Source organism: Streptomyces sp. cmx-4-9, from assembly GCF_046548835.1.
GTDB lineage: Bacteria > Actinomycetota > Actinomycetes > Streptomycetales > Streptomycetaceae > Streptomyces.
Genome location: NZ_JAEBEE010000005.1, coordinates 274,022 through 295,994, shown reverse-complemented (window position 1 = coordinate 295,994; position 21,973 = coordinate 274,022). Strand labels below are relative to the sequence as shown.

The window sequence follows — 21,973 nt, the reverse complement described above, 5'->3', positions numbered from 1 at the left end:
TCGTTCCCCCGTTCGGACGCGTTTCCGCGGCCGTGTTCTCTACTTCTCAACGTGGTTGCGTGCAGGGCGTGGTGGAGCGGCAGCTCACTCCACGTCTTCTTGGGTCATCCTGATGAGCGCTTCGACGTCCATCTCGTCGATGGAGGCCGCGCCGGTATCGGGGGACGGGTGGTCGGTGGGCTCGCCGGAGGCCAGCTCCAGCAGTGCCTCCAGGAGTCCTGCCTGCCGCAGGCGGCCGATCGGGATGGAGGTGAGGAGGTCGCGGATGTCGTCCTCCTCCGAGCGTCGGCCCGCATCGGCCGACGTCGTGCCCGGCATGGCGAGGGGGATCAGGTAGCGTGCGACGGCCAGCGGGTTCGGGTGGTCGAACACGAGGGTGGTGGGCAGTCTCAGGCCGGTGACCGGGGTGAGCCGGTTGCGCAGTTCCACGGCTGCCAGGGAGTCGAAGCCGAGTTCCTTGAAGGCGCGGTCGGGGTCGACGGTCTCCGCGGATGCGTGCCCGAGTACGGAGGCGACCTGGGCGCGTACCAGGTCGAGGGTGATGCGCTCCCACTCCGTGGGCTCCGCCACGGCCAGCCGGTCGGAGAGCGAGCCTCCGACGGTTTCGGTGCGTCGTGCCGTCGTCCGGACGAGTCCGCGCATCAGTGCGGGCAGCAGGCCCGACTGGGCTTGGGCGCGCAGTGCACTCTGGTCGAGGCGAGCGGGTACGAGCAGCGCGTCGTCGAGTTGCCGTGTCGCGTCGAAGAGTTGGAGGCCCAGCTCGTTGGACAGGGGGGCAACGCCCATGCGTTCGAGGCGGGCCAGTGCGGTGGTGCCGAGTTCACCGGTCATGCCCGTGGCGTCTCCCCACAGGCCCCAGGCCAGGGAGCTGGCCGGTTTTCCTTCGGTGCGCCGCTTGGCGGCGAGGGCGTCCAGGAAGGAGTTGGCGGCGGCGTAGTTGGCCTGTCCCGGGCTGCCGATCATCGCGGCGAGCGACGAGAAGAGCACGAAGGCCGACAGGTCGGTGTCCGCGGTGAGTTCGTGCAGGTGCAGGGCTGCGTCGATCTTCGGCCGCATCACCCGTTCGACCTGTTCCGGGGTCAGTGACTCGATCGTGGCGTCGTCGAGGATGCCCGCCGAGTGGATCACGGCAGTGAGCGGGCGGTCGATCTTCCCCAGAAGCGCCGCGAGTTGTTCCCGGTCGGCTACGTCGCATGCCGCGGCGTGTGCTTCGACGCCGAGTTCTGCGAGTTCGGCGAGCAGTTCCGGTACGCCGTCGGCGGCGGGGCCGCGTCGGCTGACCAGCAGCAGGTGCTTGACGCCGTGCTGCCGGGCGAGGTGCTTGGCGAAGAGGGCGCCCAGGCCGCCGGTGCCGCCGGTGATCAGGACGGTGCCTTCGGGGTCGAGGGGGGCCGGGACGGTCAGGACGACCTTACCGGTGTTGCGGCCCTCGCGCAGGAACCGGAAGGCTTCCGCGCCCCGGCGTACGTCCCACGTGCGGATCGGCGCGTGCTCCAGCACCCCCTTCTCGAACAGGGACACGACCTCGGACAGCATCTCCTGGATCCGCTCCGGTCCCGCTTCGAGGAGGTCGTAGGAGCGGTAGCGCACTCCGTCGTGTTCGGCGGCGATGACGTCGGGGTCGCGAAGGTCGGCTTTGCCCATCTCGATGAACCGGCCGCCGCGCGGCAGGAGGTCCAGCGAGGCGTCGATGAACCCGCCGGCCAGGGCGTTCAGGACGACGTCCACGCCCGCACCGCCGGTGGCCGCCAGGAACTCCTCGCGGAAGGACAGATCCCGGGAGGACGCGATCCGCTCCCCCGCCACACCCAGCGCCCGCACCGCGTCCCACTTCGGCTCGCTCGCCGTCGCGTACACCTCGACGCCCCAGTGACGGGCCAGCTGCACCGCAGCCATACCCACCCCACCGGCCGCCGCGTGCACCAGCAGCCGCTCACCGGCCTGCACACCCGCCAGATCCACCAGACCGTAGTACGCGGTGAGGTAGACGACGGGCAGGGCGGCCGCTTCGGTGAAGGAGAAGTGGTCGGGCATCGGCACGACCGTGCGGCGGTCCGCGATGGCCACGGGGCCGAAGGCGTCCAGTACCAGGCCGAACACCCGGTCGCCGGGGGCGAGGTCGCGCACCTCGGCGCCGACCTCCAGGACGACACCGGCCGCCTCGCTGCCCAGCGGCGCCTCACCCGGGTACGTCCCGAGGGCGATGAGCACGTCCCGGAAGTTCAGGCCCGCGGCGCGGATCCCGATGCGTACCTCGTGGACGCCGAGGGGCCGGTCGCCGGTCGAGGGGATGAGGGCGAGGTCTTCCAGCGAGCCCTTTCGCTTGCTGCCCAGCCGCCAGGGGCCGTCGAGCGCGGGGGTCTCGGCCTTGGTCAGGCGGGGTACGAGGAGGGCGCCGGAACGGACGGCGATCTGCGGCTCGTCCAGGGAGACGACGGCGGCCCAGTCCGGCCGGCCTCCGTCGTCCCCGCCCGTACCGCCCTCGCCCTCGCCGTCGCTGTCGCCGACGCGGCCGAGGTCGAGGTCGAGGTCGAGGTCGATCAGGGTGAACCGGTCCGGGTGCTCGGACTGCGCGCTGCGCAGCAGGCCCCATACCGGCGCCTGCACCAGGTCCGGTGCCTGTTCGCCGACGGCGACCGCGCCACGCGTCACGACGATCAGCCGCGCCCCGCCCAGCGCCTCGCTGGCCAGCCACTGCCGGAGCAGCGCCAGCGTGTCCGCCGTCAGCGTGCGCGCAGCCTGGGCCGTGCAGGGGTCCGATGGCGCGTCCACCGCGACGGCCACGACCTGCGGCGCTTGCGCGCCTTCGGCCACGGACTGTTCCAGCGCTTCCAGGTCCTCGAAGCGCTCCCCCGGTACGGGGCATGCGCCGAGCACGGCCACCGAGGCGGGCGACTTCGCCGAAGCATCCGTCAGCGCGACCCAGTCCAGTCGGAAGAGGGCGTTGTGCCCGGTTCCCTGGGCGCCGGCCAGCTGGGCCTGGTCCACGGGCCGCACCGTCAGCTCATCGACCGAGATGACGGGCACCCCGTGCTCGTCGACCACGTCGATGCGCAGCGCCGACGCTGCGGAGCCGCTGATACGGGCCCTCACCCGCGGTCCGGCGCCACGGCCCAGCCGCACCCCCGACCAGGAGAACGGCAGGTCGACTCCGGCAGCCGGATCCCGTTCCACCAGTGCGCCGTGCAGCACCGCGTCGAGCAGGGCCGGGTGGAGGGCGAAGTCCGCCCCGCCGGCTCCCTCGGGCAGGGTCGCCTCCACGAACAGGTCGCCGCCCGCGCGCCAGGCCGCCCGGAGTCCCTGGAACACCGGCCCGTACTCGTATCCGGCAGTCGCGGCCCTCGGGTAGAGCGTGTCGACCGCCACCGCCCGGGCTCCGGCCGGGGGCCACTGCGTACCGAACGGCCGCACCGGTTCTGCCTGCGCCGTCAGCCAGCCGCGGGCGTGGCAGATGGCGGGCTCCGCAGCCGTCTCGGGCCGGGAGTACACCGCGACCTCGCGGCGGCCGTCCGCGTCCTGTGCGCCCACGGTCACCTGGACCTGGCGCGCGCCCTCCTCGGGGAGGATCAGCGGTGCCCGCAGGACCAGTTCGTCCACGACCGGGCAGCCGACCTCGGTTCCGGCAGCGAGCGCCAGCTCGACGAGGGCGGCGCCCGGCAGGAGCGCCGTGCCGAAGACGGTGTGGTCCTGCGTCCACGGCTGGGCGTCCTGCGACACCCGCCCGGTGAACAGGGTTTCGTCGCGGTCGCCGACCTGCACCACGGCGGACAGCACCGGGTGCGTGAAGCGGGCGAGTCCGGCGGCCGCCGGGTCGCCGGCGGAGCCCGGCATCATCCAGTACCGCTGCCGCTGGAACGCGTACGTGGGGAGCTGGACGCGCCGGGCCCCGCTGCCGGCGTAGAAGGCGTTCCAGTCGACCACGGCGCCGGCGGCGTGCGCCTCGGCCAGGGACCGGGCGAACCGTTCGAAGCCGCCTTCGTCGCGGCGCAGCGATCCGAGCACCGTGGCCCGGTCGGCGGCGTCCAGCGCCTGGATCGTCTCCTCGACCGGCACCCTGAGGACGGGGTGCGGGGACGCTTCGATGAAGCAGTTCATGCCCTGGTCGATCAGGGCGCGCACCCCCGACTCGAAGCGGACCTGGCCGCGCAGGTTCCGGTACCAGTAGGACGCTCCGAGTTCGGTCGTGTCCACGAACTCGTTCTGCAGCGTCGAGTAGAACGGGATGCGTCCGGGGCGCGGGGTGAGGGGCGCGAGCAGGTCCAGGAGCTCGGTCTCGATGGTGGCGACCTGGGCCGAGTGCGAGGCGTAGTCCACGGATACGCGCGTCATGCGGACCTCGGCGCGCTCGCAGGCCGCGGCCAGCTCGTCCAGTGCCTCCGGTTCCCCGGAGACGACGGCGGCCGAGGGGCCGTTGACCGCGGCGACGGATATTCGGCCGTCGTACGGGGCGATCAATTCCTCGACGCGGGCGACCGGCAGTGCCACCGACGCCATGCCGCCGTGGCCGGCCAGCCGTTCTCGGATGGCGCGGCTGCGCAGGGCGACGACGCGGGCGGCGTCGTCCAGTGACAGGGCGCCGGCCACGTAGGCGGCGGCGATCTCTCCCTGGGAGTGGCCGAGGACCGCCTCCGGGACCACGCCGTACGACTGCCAGAGCGCGGCCAGCGACACCATCACCGAGAAGAGCGCGGGCTGCACCACGTCGACGCGTTCCAGGGACGGGGCGCCGGGCGTCCCGCGCAGCACGTCCTCCAGATTCCAGTCCACGTAGGCGCCGAGGGCCGCGCCACACGCGGTGATCTCGGCGGCGAAGACGGGTGCGGAATCGAGGAGGTCGACGGCCATGCGCTCCCACTGGGCTCCTTGCCCCGGGAAGACGAAGACCGTCCGGTTGCCGGTGACGCGGCTCTCCACCGCGTGCGCGGCGGGTTCGGCGGCGGAGAGGGCTTTGAGGCCGGACAGGAGGGCGCCGCGGTCGGTGGCGACGACGGCGGCCCGCTTGTCCAGCTGTGCCCGGGTCGTCGACGACGAGAAGCCGAGGTCGAGGACGGAGAGCTCGGGCCGGGCGATCATCAGGGCGCGCAGGCGGTCGGCCTGGGCCCGCAGGGCCGTGTCACTGGTCGCGGACAGCAGGACCGGTACGGCTGCCGGAGGTGCGGGGGCGCCTCGGCCGGCGGGCTGCCCGTCCGCCCCGGCGGACGCCTGCGCAAGCGCTGTTGCGGGCGTCTGCGCGGGTGCTTCCGCGGATGCCTGCGCGGGTGCTTCCGCGGATGCCTGCGCGGGGGCTCCCGCAGGTGTGTCCACGAGGCTTTCCGTAGGGGCTTCCTCAAGGATCACGTGCGCGTTGGTGCCGCCGACACCGAAGGAGGACACGCCCGCGCGGCGCGGCCGCTCGCCGGGCAGCCAGGGCTGCGCCTCGGTGAGCAGGGCGACCTCGCCGGCCGTCCAGTCGACGTTGGTGGACGGGGCGTCGACGTGCAGGGTCCGCGGCAGCAGGCCGTTCTGCAGGGCCTTGACCATTTTGATCACCCCGGCCACGCCTGCCGCGGCCTGGGTGTGCCCGATGTTGGATTTGACCGAGCCGAGCCTGAGGGGACCGTTCTCGCGTTCGCGCCCGAACGTCGCGAGCAGCGCCTTCGCCTCGATGGGGTCGCCGAGCGGCGTGCCCGTACCGTGGCCCTCGACGGCGTCGACGTCGGCGGCGCGCAGCCCCGCGTCCGCGAGTGCCTGGCGGATCACCCGTTCCTGGGACGGCCCGTTGGGTGCCGTCAGGCCGTTGCTCGCGCCGTCCTGGTTGACGGCGCTGCCGCGGATCACGGCGAGGACGGGGTGCCCGTTGCGGCGGGCGTCGGACAGCCGTTCGACCACGAGCAGACCGGCGCCCTCGGCCCAGCCGACCCCGTCGGCCGCGGCGGCGTAGGCCTTGCAGCGCCCGTCCGGTGAGACGCCCCGCTGGCGGCTGAACTCGACGAAGACGCTCGGCCGGGCCAGCACGGTGACCCCGCCGACCAGGGCCAGCGAGCATTCCCGGGAGCGCAGCGCCTGGGAGGCCAGGTGGACGGCGACCAACGAGGACGAGCAGGCCGTGTCCACGGTGACGGCGGGGCCGGTGAAGCCGAAGGTGTAGCTGATGCGCCCGGAGGCGACGCTGCCGGCCGAGGCGATCGACAGGTAGCCCTCGACCTCGGGCCGCCGGTCGCTCGTTCCGGCGACGAATCCGTAGTCCTGGTACATCACTCCGCAGAACACGCCGGTGTCGCTGCCCCGCAGGGACGTGATGTCCAGCCCGGCGTCCTCGAAGGCCTCCCAGGCCGACTCCAGCAGCAGGCGCTGCTGCGGGTCCATGACGAGGGCTTCGCGGGGGCTGATGCCGAAGAACTCGGCATCGAACTCGCCCGCCCGGTCGACGAATCCGCCACCGCGGGCGTACGAGGTGCCGGGGTGGTCCGGGTCCGGGTCGAAGAGGTTGTCGAGGTCCCAGCCGCGGTCCGCCGGGAACTCCGACGCGGTGCCGGTGCGGCCTTCCGCGACGAGCTGCCACAGTTCGTCCGGGTTGGTGACGCCGCCGGGGTAGCGGCAGCTCATCCCGACGATGGCCAGCGGTTCGTGCGCGCGGTCCTCGTGGTCCTTGAGCCGGGCCCGGGTCGCGTCGAGGTCCGTGGCAAGCCGCTTCACGTAGCGGACGAGCTTCTCCTGCTGCTGGGCGTCGTTGGTCTGAGTGCTCATCCGCCGTGTCCTGTTCGGTACGTCGTGGTCTCGGTCATGCGGTTCACGCCTCGCCGAATTCGGCGTCGAGCAGCTCCAAGACCTCGTCCACGGTGCTGGCCGCATCGATCCGGTCACCGGTCCGCTGCGTGCCGCTGTCGGTGATCGTGCTGAGGAGGAGGCGCAGTCGCCCGGCCACCTGCGCCTTCTCGACGTCCTCCAAGGTGGCGACTCTCGCTTCGAGGGCGTCGAGCTGCTGCTCGATGCGGGGGCCGGCCGGGGTGTGCACGGTGTCGGTGCCGCCGAGTTCGGACAGCAGGAGTTCCGCGACCGAGGCCGTGGTCGGGTGGTCGAAGACCATGGTCGGGGCGAGGCGCACACCGCTCGCCCGGGTCAGCCGGTTGCGCAGGTCGACCGCGGAGAGCGAGTCGAACCCGAGGTCCTTGAAGGCGCGCGCCGGGCTGATGCCGCCCGGGGAGGAGCGTCCGAGTACGGCGGCGACCTGCTGCTGTACGAGTTCGAGGACGGCCCGCGGCCGTTCGGCTGCCGGGATGCCGGCGAAGCGCTGGGCGAGGGTGGTGGTCGTGGCCTCGGTGCGGCGCGCCGGTACGGGGGCCAGGGCCCGCAGCAGCACCGGCAGGGCGCCGGCGTGTGCCGGGGTCCGCAGGCCGCCGAGGTCCAGGAGGGCCGGGGCGAGCAGCGGGGCACTGAACTGCTGGGCCTGGTCGAAGAGTTCGAGGCCGTGGGCGGTGGTCAGGGCCTGTATCCCGATCCGTCCCAGCCTGGCCCGGTCGTTGTCGTCCAGTTCCCCGCCCATGCCGGCGGCTTCGGCCCACAGACCCCAGGCCAGGGAGACCGCGGGCAGCCCGTCGGCATGCCGCCGGGCGGCGAGGGCGTCGAGGAAGGCATTGGCCGCGGCGTAGTTGGCCTGTCCGGGCGTACCGATCAGTGCGGTGATCGAGGAGAACAGCACGAAGGCCGACAGGTCGGCGTCCGCGGTCAACTCGTGCAGGTGCAAGGCGGCATCGAGCTTGGGGCGCAGTACGCGCTCCACCTGCTGCGGTGTCATCGACGTGATCAGGCCGTCGTCGAGGACACCGGCGGCGTGCACCACGGCCGTCAGCGGGTGCTCCAGCGTGCCGAGGAGCTGTGCCAGCCGGCCGCGGTCGGCGACGTCACAGGCCGCCACCCGGACCTGCGCGCCCTGCGCTTCGAGTCCGGCGACCAGTTCCGGTACGCCCTCGGCGGCCGGGCCGCGCCGGCTGACCAGCAGGAGGTGTTTCGCCCCGTACTCCCGTACCACATGCTCGGCGAACACCGCGCCCAGGCCGCCGGTTCCGCCCGTGATCAGGACGGTGCCGTCCGGGTTCCAGGGCTGCGGGGACCCGGTGGGCTCCTCGGGGAGACCGGCCCTGACCAGGCGCGGCGCGACCATCCGCCCCGAGCGGACTGCGAACTGCGGCTCGGCCGGTGCGGCCAGCACGGCCCAGTCGGGCACCTCCCCGTCGACGTCGGCGAGGAGGAACCGGTCCGGATGCTCGGACTGGGCGCTGCGGACGAGCCCCCACACCGGGGACAGCGCCAGGTCGGGGGCCTCGTCGCCCACGGCGACGCCGCGGCGGGTCACGATCACCAGCCGGGCGGGCTCCAGGGTCTCGGCGGCCAGCCAGCGCCGGATCAGGGCCAGCGTGTCCCGGGTTACGGTGTGGGCCGCCGCGGCGGTCGGCCCCTCGGGAGGCGTCACGGCTGCGACGACGAGGTCGGGGGCTGCGCCGCCGCTTGCCACGGCCCGTTCGAGTGCGTCGAGGTCGGTGTGGTGCCGTGGTCCCAGGGTGACCACCCCGACCGGTTCCTGCCCGGCCCGGCTGACCGGTTCGACCGGCACCCAGTCGAGCCGGAACAAGGCGTCACCCGATGCCGTCCCCTGCCGGCTCCGTGCCGAGGTCAACTGCGCCTGCTCGACCGTCCGGAACGCCAACCGGGTGACTGCGGCGACAGGTTCGCCGTGCTGGGATGCGATGTCGATGCGCAGCGCGGACTCGCCGACGGATCCGATCCGCACCCTGACCGACGCCGCGCGCGTCCCGTGCAGGTGCACTCCGGACCACGAGAAGGGAAGCCGGGCCGAGCCGTCGCCTGCGTCCAGCCAGTCGAGGCCGCCGTGCAGGCAGGCATCGAACAGCGCCGGGTGGAGGGCGAAGCCCGCCGATGCCCCGGCCTCTTCCTCGCGCAGGGCCACCTCGGCGTAGACGGTGTCCTGATGACGCCAGAGGGCTCGCACTCCCTGGAACGCCGGCCCGTAGTCGAGGCCGAGTCCGGCGAACCGGGGGTAGACCGCGTCCACCGCCACCGGCTGCGCGCCGGCCGGGGGCCACTGCGCCGACCAGTCGGCCAACGCCTCCGCCTCCGCCGGGGCGCCGATCAGGGTGCCGCGGGCATGACACGTCGCCGCCTCCGCCCCCTCCCCACTCCCCGCCACCGCAGAACGGGAGTACACCGCCACCTCACGACGACCCTCACCATCAGCAGCGCCCACGGTCACCTGCACCCGAACCGCCCTACCGCCCTCCCACACCAAAGGCGCCTCCAGCACCAGCTCCTCAACCACCGCACTGCCCGCATGCCGGCCGGCAGCACCAGCCAGCTCCACCAACGCCGTACCAGGAACGACCACCAACCCGTAGACCACGTGATCCCGCACCCACGGCGCCGCATCCTGCGACAGCACACCGGTGAACACCCACTCGTCCCGATCACCCACCGCAACCACCGCACTGAGCACGGGATGATCCATCCGCCCGAGCCCGGCAGCCACCGCATCCCCAGCCCCCGAACTCTGCGCCAGCCAATACCGCTCCCGCTGAAACGCATACGTGGGCAGCTCCACGCGCCGCGCACCCGAACCGGCGTAGAACGCGGCCCAATCCACCGGCACACCCGCCCCATGCACCTGACCGAGGAAGCCGGCGAACGCCTCCACCTCCGGGGTGCGTGCACGAAGCACCGGGGCGAACACCGCACCGCCGTCGGCATCACTGTCGAGGGTCTGCTGGGCCAGGGCGGTGAGCACCGCATCCGGGCCCACCTCAACGAAACGCGTCACGCCTTCGTCAGCGAGCGTGCGGATACCGTCCGCGAAACGGACGGCCTCACGTACGTGCGACACCCAATAACCCGGGTCCGTCAGCTCGTCAGTGGCAAGCCGCCCGGTCAGGTTGGAGACAACCGGCACCTGGGGCTGTTGGAAGCTGAGGCTCTCCGCGACCCTGCGGAACTCGTCCAGCATCGGCTGCATGAGTGGCGAATGGAACGCGTGGCTGACCTTGAGGCGCGACGTCTTACGACCGGACTCCCGCCAGACGGGGAGCCATTTCTCCAGAACCTCCACGGCCCCTGAGACCACAGTCGCCAGCGGCCCGTTCACCGCGGCCACCGACAGGCGCCCCTCGAAGCCGGTGAACGAGGCATTGACTTCCGCCTCGGTCGCCTGGACGGCCACCATGCCACCGCCCGCAGGCAGCGCACCCATCAACCGCCCACGCGCAGCAACCAACGTGCAAGCATCCGTCAGCGACAGCACCCCCGCCACATGCGCACACGCCAGCTCGCCCACCGAATGCCCGACCAGCACATCCGCCTGAACCCCAAGGGACTCCAGCAACCGGAACAGAGCCACCTCGACCGCGAACAACGCAGGCTGCGTGAACTCCGTCCGGTTCAACAGGGCGGCCTCCGGCGAGCCCTCCCTCGCAAACAACAGCCCCTTCAACGACCGACCCAGCAGGTCGTCCAGCTGCGCACAGACCTCATCCAGCGCCTCGGCGAACACCGGATACGCGGCGGCAAGACCCGCACCCATCCCCGCACGCTGCGCACCCTGCCCCGTAAAGAGGAACCCCGTCTTACCCGGAACCAGACCCACACCGGTCGGCTGCTGCGCCAGAGCTTGCAGCCCGGCCAGCAGACCGTCCCGATCGGCGGCAACCACAGCGGCACGCTGCTCGAACTGCGCCCGCGACGTCACCGCCGAGTACGCCACATCCAGCACATCCAGCTCCGGCCGCGCCAGCAGATGCGCCCGCAGCCGCCCCGCCTGCGCAGCCAGTGCTTCACCGCTCTTACCGGAAACGACGACCGGCACCACCGGCGGCCGCACGCGCGACCCCTCGCCCGAGGCGGCCACCGGCTGCTCGGCCGGCGCCTCCTCCAGAATCAGGTGCGCGTTCGTCCCGCTCACACCGAACGAGGACACGCCCGCACGGCGCGGCCGATCCCCCGTCGCCGGCCATTCCGCGGCCGCGGTGAGCAGTTCGACCTCCCCCGCGGTCCAGTCGATGTGCGGTGACGGCGCATCCACGTTCAGGGTCTGCGGCAGCACACCGTGCTGCATCGCCTTCACCATCTTGATCACACCCGCCACACCCGCAGCAGCCGAGGTGTGACCGATGTTCGACTTGATCGAACCCAACCGCAACGGACCATTCACCCGCCCCTGGCCATACGTCGCCAGCAACGCCTGCGCCTCGATCGGATCACCCAACCGCGTCCCCGTGCCATGGCCTTCCACCGCATCCACATCCGCAGGCGATAGGCCGGCGCTCGCCAGCGCCTGGCGGATCACCCGCTCCTGCGAAGGCCCGTTCGGCGCCGTCAGCCCGTTGCTCGCACCGTCCTGATTGACCGCGCTGCCGCGGATCACGGCGAGCACCCGGTGGCCGTTGCGCCGGGCCTCCGACAGGCGCTCCAGGACGACCAAGCCGACGCCGTCGGAGAAGCCGGTGCCATCGGCGGCCGCGGCGTACGACTTGCAGCGACCGTCTTCCGCGAGCCCCCTCTGCCGGCTGAACTCCTGCAACAGGAACGGACCCGCCATCACCGTCACGCCACCCACCAGCGCCAACGAGCACTCGCCGGACCGCAACGCCTGCGACGCCAGATGCATCGCCACCAACGACGAGGAACACGCCGTGTCCACCGTCACAGCCGGACCCTCGAACCCCAGACTGTAGGCAATCCGACCCGACACCACACTCGTGGTCGTCCCCGTCAGCCGGAAGCCTTCCAGCTCGGGCGGCATCGCCAGGCTGTAGTCCATGGGCACCACTCCGGCGAAGACGCCGGTGTCGCTGCCGCTCAAGGACGTCGGATCGATCCCGGCGTCCTCCAGGGCCGTCCATGCCGCTTCGAGCAACAGGCGCTGCTGCGGGTCGCTGGCCAGGGCCTCGCGCGGGCTGATCCCGAAGAAACCGGCGTCGAAGTCGCCCGGGTCGTCGAGGAAGCCGCCGCCGCGCGTGTACACGGTCCCAGCCTGTTCCGGGTCGGCGTCGTAGAGCCGCTCCAGGTCCCAGCCGCGGTCCGTCGGCAGGCCCGAGATCGCGTCCCGGCCCTGCGCCACCAACTCCCACAGTTCCTCCGGCGAACCCACTCCCCCCGGATACCGGCAGGCCATACCCACGATCGCCAACGGCTCGACGTCGCGCTGTTCCAGGTCCCGGATCCGCCGATTGGCCGTGCGCAGCTCACCCGTCACCTTGCGTAGGTACAGGCGCAGCTTCTGCTCGTCGATCGTCGTCGAGCCGCTCCGTGCAACATCCCCCGCGGCCTGGTTCATGCCATTCCGATCTCTTTGTCGATCAAGTCGAATATCTCGTCGTCGGATACTTCGTCGAAGTCGTCGACACCCTCGATGAGCGGGTCGTCCCCGTCGCCGTCCATGCCGCTCAGGACGGAGCGCAGGCGATTGCCCAGGGAGCGCAGTCTCAGCTCGTAGCCGACGAGTTCCCTGCCGTCCCCTGCGGCCAGCAGCGTTTCCATCTGCTTGAGCGCCTGGTCCAACGGGGAGGGCGTCTGCTCCCGTTCGCCGCCCACGCGCTCCATGAGGAGTCGGGCGACGGCGCCCGGGGTGGGGTGGTCGAAGACCAGCGTGGTGGGCAGCCGCAGTCCCGTGGCCTTGATGAGCCGGTTGCGCAGTTCGACCGCGGCCAGCGAGTCGAGTCCGATCTCCTTGAAGGAGTGGTCGGTGTCGACCATCGATGCCGATGCATGGCCGAGGACGGCTGCCACATGCGTCCGTACCAGCTCTTGGACGGCCTGCGGCCGGTCCCGCTCGGGCACGGCGACCAGCTGCTCCGCCAGGGATCGGCCGGCGGACTCGGTGCGCCGGGCGGGTTCGCGGACGAGGCCGCGCATCAGCGCGGGCAGCCCACCCGCTTGGGCCTGGGTGTGCAGCACCCCCGAGTCCAGCCGCACCGGTACCGGGACGGCGGTGTCCAGCAGGTGTGCGGCGTCGAACAACGAGAGGCCCAGTTCGTTCGACAGGGGCTCGATTCCCCTGCGGGTCCAGCGGGCCGCACTGCTCTCGTCGAGAGTGCCGGCCATGCTGCGGGCCTCCGCCCACAGGCCCCAGGCCAAGGAGAGCGCCGGAAGTCCCGCGGACCGGCGCCGGGCGGCCAGCGCATCCAGGGCGGAGTTGGCGGCGGCGTAGTTCGCCTGACCGGAGCTGCCGATCAGGGCAGCGACCGAGGAGAACATGACGAACGCCGACACATCGATGTCCGCGGTGAGTTCGTGCAGGTGCAGGGCTGCGTCGATCTTCGGCCGCATCACCCGCTCGACCTGTTCCGGGGTCAACGACTCGATCGTCCCGTCGTCGAGGACACCGGCTGTGTGGATCACCGCTGTCAGCGGCTGCTCCAGCGAGTCGATCAGCTTCCCGAGTGCGGCGCGGTCCGCGACGTCGCAGGCCGCGACGCGCACCTGTGCGCCCAAGGCCGCCAATTCGGCGAGCAGTTCCGGTACGCCGTCGGCGGCAGGGCCGCGTCGGCTGACCAGCAGCAGGTGCCGTGCCCCGTACCGCCGGACGAGGTGTTCGGCGAAGAGGGCGCCCAGGCCGCCGGTGCCGCCGGTGATCAGGACGGTGCCGTCGGGGTCGAGGGGGGCCGGGACGGTCAGGACGACCTTGCCGGTGTTGCGGCCCTCGCGCAGGAACCGGAAGGCCTCCGCGCCCCGGCGTACGTCCCACGTGCGGATCGGCGCGTGCTCCAGCACCCCCTTCTCGAACAGGGACACGACCTCGGACAGCATCTCCTGGATCCGCTCCGGTCCCGCCTCGAACATGTCGTATGCCCGGTAGCGGACGCCGGGACGGTCGTGTGCGACCTGCGCCGGGTCGCGGAGGTCGGCCTTGCCCATCTCCAGGAACCGGCCGCCGCGTGGCAGGAGGTCCAGCGAGGCGTCGATGAACCCGCCGGCCAGGGCGTTCAGGACGACGTCCACGCCCGCACCGCCGGTGGCCGCCAGGAACTCCTCGCGGAAGGACAGGTCCCGGGAGGACGCGATCCGCTCCCCCGCCACACCCAGCGCCCGCACCGCGTCCCACTTCGGCTCGCTCGCCGTCGCGTACACCTCGACGCCCCAGTGACGGGCCAGCTGCACCGCAGCCATGCCGACCCCGCCGGCCGCCGCGTGCACCAGCAGCCGCTCACCGGACTGCACACCCGCCAGATCCACCAGGCCGTAGTACGCGGTGAGGAACACCAGCGGCACCGAGGCCGCCTGGGGGAAGGTCCAGCCTTTCGGCATCGGCACGACCATCCGGCCGTCCGTGACCGCGACCGAGCCGAACCCGTCGGGCACCAGCCCCATGACCCGGTCGCCGGGCGCGAGACCGGTCACCTCGGCGCCGACCTCCAGGACGACCCCGGCCGCCTCGCTGCCCAGCGGCGCCTCACCCGGGTACGTCCCGAGAGCGATGAGCACGTCGCGGAAGTTCAGGCCCGCGGCCCGTACGCCGATCCGTACCTCGCCGGTACGCAGGGGACGGCCGGCGTCCGAGGGCACGATCTCCAGGTCTTCGAGCGATCCCTTGCGTTCGATCGACAGGCGCCATGCACGGTCGAAGGCCGCCGTGCTCTGCCCGGCGCGTACCAGACGAGGGACGCGTACGCGTCCGTCGCAGACCGCCAACTCCGGTTCGGACGAGGCCAGAAGCGCGCCCCACGGTATGTCGCCGCGGGCCTCGTCGATGTCGACGAGGACGAACCGACCCGGGTGCTCCGACTGGGCGCAGCGCACCAGCCCCCAGACCGGCGACAGGGCCAGATCCGGGGCGTCGTCACCTACGGCGACGCCGTGGTGTGTCAGCACGACCAGGCGCGCGTCGTCCCACCGGGTGCTCGCCAACCACCGCTGGACGAGGGCGAGCGTGTCACGGGCGACGGTCCGGGCGGCAAGGGCGTCGTCCTGGGGACGGGCACTCCTGATCTGGACGACGACCGCCCCGGGGACGGGGTCGCCCGCGGCGAGGGCGTCCTCCAGCGCATCGAGGTCCTTGAAGCGCTGTACGGGGACGGGCACGGGTTGATCGCCGAGGGCCACCATGCGGCCGGTATAGGGCTGCGTGACCTCGGTGAGGTCAGTCCAGTCCACGCGGTACAGCGACTGGTGCGTCGTGGGGCGGCCGCCCCCGAACTTCGCCCGCTCGGCCGGGCGGAACACCAGGCGGTCGACACCGCCGATCTGCGTACCGTGTTCGTCGGCCAGGTCGACCCGCAGCCCGGGGCCCTCCGTCGGGATGATGCGTACGCGCGCCCGCTGCGGGGCTTCGCCGGGCCGGCCGAAGCGGACACCGGACCACGAGAACGGCAACTGGGTGACCGCGGTGTCGCCGGTGGTCAGCCCTTCGAGACCGCCGTGCAATGCCGCGTCGAACAGGGCAGGGTGCATCCCGAACGCAGCCCCGGCTTCGGCGTGCTCCTGGGGCAGCATGATCTCCGTATAGACGGTGTCCTGATCACGCCAGGCGGCCTGGACACCCTGGAACGCCGGCCCGTAGGCATAGCCGAGATCGGCGAGCCGGGCGTACAGCACATCGGTCGCCACCGGCTGCGCGCCGGCCGGGGGCCACTGCGCCGACCAGTCGGCGAACGCCTCCGCCTCCGCCTCCACCGGGGCGGCGGTCAGGGTGCCGCGGGCATGACACGTCGCCGCCTCCGCCCCCTCCCCACTCCCCGCCACCACAGAACGGGAGTACACCGCCACCTCACGACGACCCCCACCATCAGCAGCGCCCACGGTCACCTGCACCCCAACCGCCGCACCGCCCTCCCACACCAGAGGCGCCTCCAGCACCAGCTCCTCAACCACCGCACTGCCCGCATACCGGCCGGCAGCACCAGCCAGCTCCACCAACGCCGTACCAGGAACAATCACCAACCCGTAGACCACGTGATCCCGCACCCACGGCGCCGCATCCTGCGACAGCACACCGGTGAACACCCACTCGTCCCGATCACCCACCGCAACCACCGCACTGAGCACGGGATGATCCATCCGCCCGAGCCCGGCAGCCACCGCATCCCCAGCCCCCGAACTCTGCGCCAGCCAATACCGCTCCCGCTGAAACGCATACGTGGGCAGCTCCACGCGCCGCGCACCCGAACCGGCGTAGAACGCGGCCCAATCCACCGGCACACCCGCCCCATGCACCTGACCGAGGAAGCCGGCGAACGCCTCCACCTCCGGGGTGCGTGCACGAAGCACCGGGGCGAACACCGCACCGCCGTCGGCATCACTGTCGAGGGTCTGCTGGGCCAGGGCGGTGAGCACCGCATCCGGGCCCACCTCAACGAACCGGGTCACACCTTCGTCAGCGAGCGTGCGAATCCCATCCGCAAAACGGACGGCCTCACGTACATGCGACACCCAGTAGCCCGGGTCCGTCAGCTCCTCCGACACCAGCCCGCCGGTCACATTCGATACGACGGCCAGCCGAGGCCGGTGGAAGGTCAGCCCCTCCGCAACCGCACGGAACTCATCCAGCATCGGCTCCATCAGCGGCGAATGGAACGCGTGGCTGACCTTCAACCGTGACGTCTTACGACCCGACTCCTGCCAGACCGGAAGCCACTCCTCGACCGCCTCCAGAGCACCCGAGACCACCACCGCCGACGGACCGTTCACCGCAGCGATCGACAGGCGCCCCTCAAAGCCGACCAGCGACTCGGCGATCTCCGCCTCGGTCGCCTGGACGGCCACCATGCCACCGGCCGAAGGCAGCGCACCCATCAACCGCCCACGCGCAGCAACCAGCGTGCAGGCATCCTCCAGGGACAGCACCCCCGCCACGTGCGCGCAGGCCAGTTCGCCAACGGAATGCCCCACCAGCACATCCACCTGGATCCCGAGGGACTCCAGAAGCCGGAACAGAGCCACTTCGACCGCGAACAATGCAGGCTGCGTGAACTCCGTCCGGCCCAGGAGAGCCGCCTCCGGCGAGCCCTCGCCCGCGAACAGCAGCTCCTTCAGCGACCGGCCCAGCAGGCCGTCCAGCTGCGCGCACACCTCATCCAGCGCTGCAGCAAACACCGGATACGCGGCGGCAAGACCCGCACCCATCCCCGCACGCTGCGCGCCCTGCCCCGTGAACAGGAACCCGGTCTTCCCCGGAACCAGACCCGCGGCATTCGGCTGCTGAGCGAGTGCGCCCAGTCCCGCCAGCAGACCTTCGCGGTCCACCGCGGTGACTGCAGCGCGCCGGTCGAACTGGGCCCTGCTCGTCACTGTCGAGTACGCCACATCCAGCACATCCAGCTCCGGCCGCGCCAGCAGATGCGCCCGCAGCCGCCCCGCCTGCGCAGCCAGCGCCTCACCGCTCTTGCCCGACACGACCACCGGCACCACCGGCGGCCGCGCGCGCGACCCCTCACCGGAGGCGGCCACCGGCTGCTCGGCCGGCGCCTCCTCCAGAATCAGGTGCGCGTTCGTGCCGCTCACACCGAACGAGGACACACCCGCACGGCGCGGCCGGTCCCCCGTCGCAGGCCATTCCGCGGCTTCGGTCAGGAGCTCGACGGCGCCCGCGGTCCAGTCGATGTGCGGCGAGGGTGCATCCACGTTCAGGGTCTGCGGCAGCACACCGTGCTGCATCGCCTTCACCATCTTGATCACACCCGCCACACCCGCAGCAGCCGAGGTATGACCGATATTCGACTTGATCGAACCCAACCGCAGCGGACCATTCACCCGCCCCTGGCCATACGTCGCCAGCAACGCCCGCGCCTCGATCGGATCACCCAACCGCGTCCCCGTCCCATGGCCCTCCACCGCATCCACATCCGCGGGTGACAGGCCGGCGCTCGCCAGCGCCTGGCGGATCACCCGCTCCTGGGAAGGCCCGTTCGGCGCCGTCAGCCCGTTGCTCGCGCCGTCCTGATTGACCGCGCTGCCTCGGATGACCCCCAAGATGCGGTGTCCGTTGCGCTGGGCATCCGACAGGCGCTCCAGAACGATCAGGCCGAGGCCGTCGGAGAAGCCGGTGCCGTCCGCGGAGGCCGCGTACGACTTGCAACGACCGTCCTCCGCGAGCCCCCGCTGGCGGCTGAACTCCTGCAACAGGAACGGACCCGCCATCACCGTCACGCCACCCACCAGCGCCAACGAGCACTCACCGGACCGCAACGCCTGCGACGCCAGATGCATCGCCACCAACGACGAGGAACACGCCGTGTCCAACGTCACAGCCGGACCCTCGAACCCCAGACTGTAGGCAATCCGACCCGACACCACACTCGTGGTCGTCCCCGTCAACCGGAAGCCCTCTGCCTCCGGCGGCATCGAGCCGCCGAACTCCGGTGACGTGCCGTAGTCCATGGCCATGACACCCGCGAAGACGCCGGTGTCACTGCCGCGCAGCGAGGCCGGATCGAGCCCGGCGTCCTCCAGGGCCTCCCAGGAAGCCTCCAGCAGCAGCCGCTGCTGCGGATCCATGGCGGCTGCCTCGCGCGGGCTGATCCCGAAGAAGCCGGCGTCGAACTCGCCGATCCCGTTCAGGAAGCTGCCGCCCCGCATGTAGATGGTGCCGACCTGCTCGGGGTCCGGGTCGTAGAGACGTTCCAGGTCCCAGCCCCGGTCGGTCGGCAGCCCGCCGACGGCATCGCGGCCGTCCGCGACGAGCTGCCACAGGTCGTCCGGCGAGGCCACCCCGCCCGGGTAGCGGCAGGCCATGCCGACAATTGCCAACGGTTCGTCGGACCGGTCACGCCGTGTCGTCGGGACCGGAATCGGGGAGGCTTCGCCGCCCGAGACCTCGGCCAGGAGCAGACGGGCGACCGCGATGGACGTCGGATGGTCGAAGACCAAGGTCGTCGGCAGGTCGAGACCCGTCGTCTCCATGAGCCGGTCGCGCAGTTCGACGCCGGCCAGAGAGTCGAAGCCGAGGTCCTTGAAAGCGCGGGCGGGATCGACGGCTGACGCGGAGGCGTGGCCGAGGACGGCTGCCACCTGGCCCAGAACGAGGTCTCGTACGAGTTGTTCTCGTTCGGCGTCGGCGACACCGGCCAACTTCCGGGCCAGGAATCCGCTGACGGGCTCGGCGTCCGCGCAGTCCGGCGCCTCCAGTACCTCCGGCGCCTCCGGCGCGGTCCGTTCGGCGGCAGCCGGACCTTCGGCGCCCTCCCCCGGCTCCAGCCAGTACCGCTCGCGCTGGAAGGCGTACGTCGGCAGCTCGACGCGCCGCGCACCCGAACCGGCGTAGTAAGTAGCCCAGTTCACCGGCAGACCGGCCACATGCACCTGACCGAGGAAGGCGGCGAACGCCTCCACCTCGGACGTGCGCGCACGAAGCACCGGAGCGAACACGGCACCTTCTCTGCCGCGTGTCTGCTGGGCCAGAGCAGTCAGCACCGCATCCGGGCCGACCTCGACGAAACGCGTCACACCCTCCGCAGCCAACGTACGCACCCCGTCGGCGAAACGGACGGCCTCACGTACGTGAGCCACCCAATAGCCGGGGTCCGTCAGCTCAGCCGACACCAGGCCACCGGTCACGTTCGATACGACGGCCAGGCGAGGCCGGTGGAAAGTCAACCCCTCCGCAACCGCACGGAACTCATCCAGCATCGGCTCCATCAACGGCGAATGGAACGCATGACTGACCTTCAGCCGTGACGTCTTACGACCCGACTCCCGCCAAGCCGGAAGCCATTCCTCGATCGCCTCCAGAGCACCTGAGACCACCACCGCCGACGGACCGTTCACCGCGGCGATCGACAGGCGCCCCTCAAAGCCGACCAGCGACCCGGCGATCTCCGCCTCGGTCGCCTGGACGGCGACCATTCCGCCACCCGCAGGCAGCGCGCCCATCAGCCGACCGCGGGCAGCAACCAGCGTGCAGGCGTCCTCCAGGGACAGCACTCCCGCCACGTGCGCGCAGGCCAGTTCGCCGACCGAATGCCCGACCAGCACATCCGTCTGAATCCCGAGGGACTCCAGCAACCGGAACAGAGCCACTTCCACGGCGAACAACGCAGGCTGCGTGAACTCCGTCCGGTGCAACAGCGCCGCCTCCGGCGACCCTTCAGCCGCGAACAGCAGCTCTTGCAGCGACCGACCCAGCAGGCCGTCCAGCTGCGCACACACCTCATCCAACGCCGAGGCGAACACCGGATACGCGGCGGCAAGACCCGCACCCATCCCGGCACGCTGCGCGCCCTGCCCCGTGAAGAGGAACCCGGTCTTCCCCGGAACCAGACCCACACCGGTCGGCTGCTCCGCCAGAGCTTGCATCCCGGCCAGCAGACCATCCCGATCAGCGGCAACCACAACGGCACGCCGCTCGAACTGCGCCCGCGACGTCACCGCCGAGTACGCCACATCCAGCACGTCCAACTCCGGCCGCGCCAACAGATGCGCGCGCAGCCGCTCCACCTGCGCAGCCAGTGCTTCACCGCTCTTACCGGAAACGACCACCGGCAGCACCTGCGGACCGACGCGCGGCTCGGGTCGGGGTGTGGCGGCGGTGGGGGCGGCGGCGGGGGCCGTGAGCAGCATGTGGCAGCAGCTGCCGCCGATGCCGAGCGAGGTCACCCCCGCGGTGGCGGGCTGCTCGGTGGCGGGCCAGGGTTCGTTGTCCGTGACGACGCGCAGGCCGAGCTCGTCCAGGTCGATCTGCGGGTGGGGCCGTACGAAGTTCAGGCTCGGGACGAGTTCGCGCCGGTTGAGGCACAACGCGGTCTTGATGAGGCCCGCGATGCCGGCGGCGCCTTCCAGGTGGCCGATGTTGGTTTTGACCGAGCCGACCGCGAGAGGGCTCGTGGACGGGCGCGCGGAGCCGAACACCGCACCCAGCGCCCGGGCTTCGATCGGGTCGCCCACCCGGGTGCCCGTTCCGTGGAGTTCGACGTACTGGACCTGGGAGGCGTCGATCCGGGCGTTGGCGAGGGCCTCGCCCAGGGTGCGGGCCTGGGTGTCGCTGCTGGGGACCGTCAGTCCGCCGTCGCCCGAACCGGTGCCGACGGCGCTGCCCTCGATGACGGCGTATACGTGGTCGCCGTCCTCGATGGCCCGGTCGAGGGGTTTCAGTACGACCAGGCCGCCGCCTTCGCCGCGGACGTAGCCGTTGGCCCGTTCGTCGAACACGTAGGAGGTGCCGTCCGGGGACAGGGCGCCAGCCGCCTCGACGACGGTGGTGCTGAGGGGCGACACGTTGAGGTGTACGCCGCCTGCGAGGGCGATCTCGCTTTCGCCGCTGCGCAGGCTCTCGCAGGCGAGGTGGACGGAGACCAGGGAGGACGACTGTCCGGTGTCGACGGTCATGCTGGGGCCGGCGAGGCCCAGGGTGTAGGAGATCCGGTGGGCGATGATCGCGCGTCCCAGACCGGTGAGGGTGTGCCGGGTGATGCCGTGTGCGCCCGACCGGGCGACGAGGTCGGCGTAGTCGGCGGCCATGACGCCGAGGAAGACGCCGATCCTCGGCGCGCTTGCCGGTGCGACGACGATTCCGGCGTCTTCCAGCCCCTGCCAGGCGAGTTCGAGGGCCAGTCGCTGCTGGGGGTCGATGGACGGTGCTTCGCGCGGTGCTATGCGGAAGAATTCCGGATCGAACTGGTCGACGCCGTCGATGAATCCGCCGCGATCAGGCCCGAAAGGACGATCGGCAGGACGGTCTCGGGTTGCGTCGGTGCCTTCACTTAAAAGGGTCCAGAGCTCGTCGGTCCCCGACGAATCCGGAAATCGGGCCGCAATTCCAACAATGGCGATCCGTTAAGTACGCACACCAGTCACGACATCCCCCGTTGCCAATGACAACCCCCGTTGTCTCCTGCGCGGAAACTCGCCAATTGACCCTGGTGAATGGGTTCACGAGCTCACGCCTCGCAGAAGGTAGCAGCCCGATCACGCCGACACATTGACCTGTGATACACGTCACATCCGCACTACTTGCAAGTAACCTCGTTACTTGCAAGTAGCCTTTTCGCATTCCCTGTTGATC

2 protein-coding genes and 2 pseudogenes are annotated in these 21,973 nt (G+C 71.3%); all 4 read right to left on the bottom strand.

All coding sequences use genetic code 11. The annotated features are described in order from the left end of the window. Window positions 1-84 precede the first annotated feature (84 nt). Window positions 85-6,675, bottom strand: a complete 6,591-nt coding sequence (locus tag ACLJTM_RS17650) for a type I polyketide synthase (protein WP_411104780.1) — start codon at window positions 6,673-6,675, stop codon at window positions 85-87. Between the two features lie 94 nt (window positions 6,676-6,769). Next, a pseudogene (locus ACLJTM_RS17645) lies at window positions 6,770-7,210 on the bottom strand (phosphopantetheine-binding protein); the annotation flags it as partial. 303 nt (window positions 7,211-7,513) lie between these two features. Beyond that, window positions 7,514-12,271: pseudogene (locus ACLJTM_RS17640) on the bottom strand (SDR family NAD(P)-dependent oxidoreductase); the annotation flags it as partial. Between the two features lie 41 nt (window positions 12,272-12,312). Beyond that, window positions 12,313-21,735, bottom strand: a complete 9,423-nt coding sequence (locus tag ACLJTM_RS17635; RefSeq protein WP_411104779.1) for an SDR family NAD(P)-dependent oxidoreductase — start codon at window positions 21,733-21,735, stop codon at window positions 12,313-12,315. Window positions 21,736-21,973: the final 238 nt, after the last annotated feature.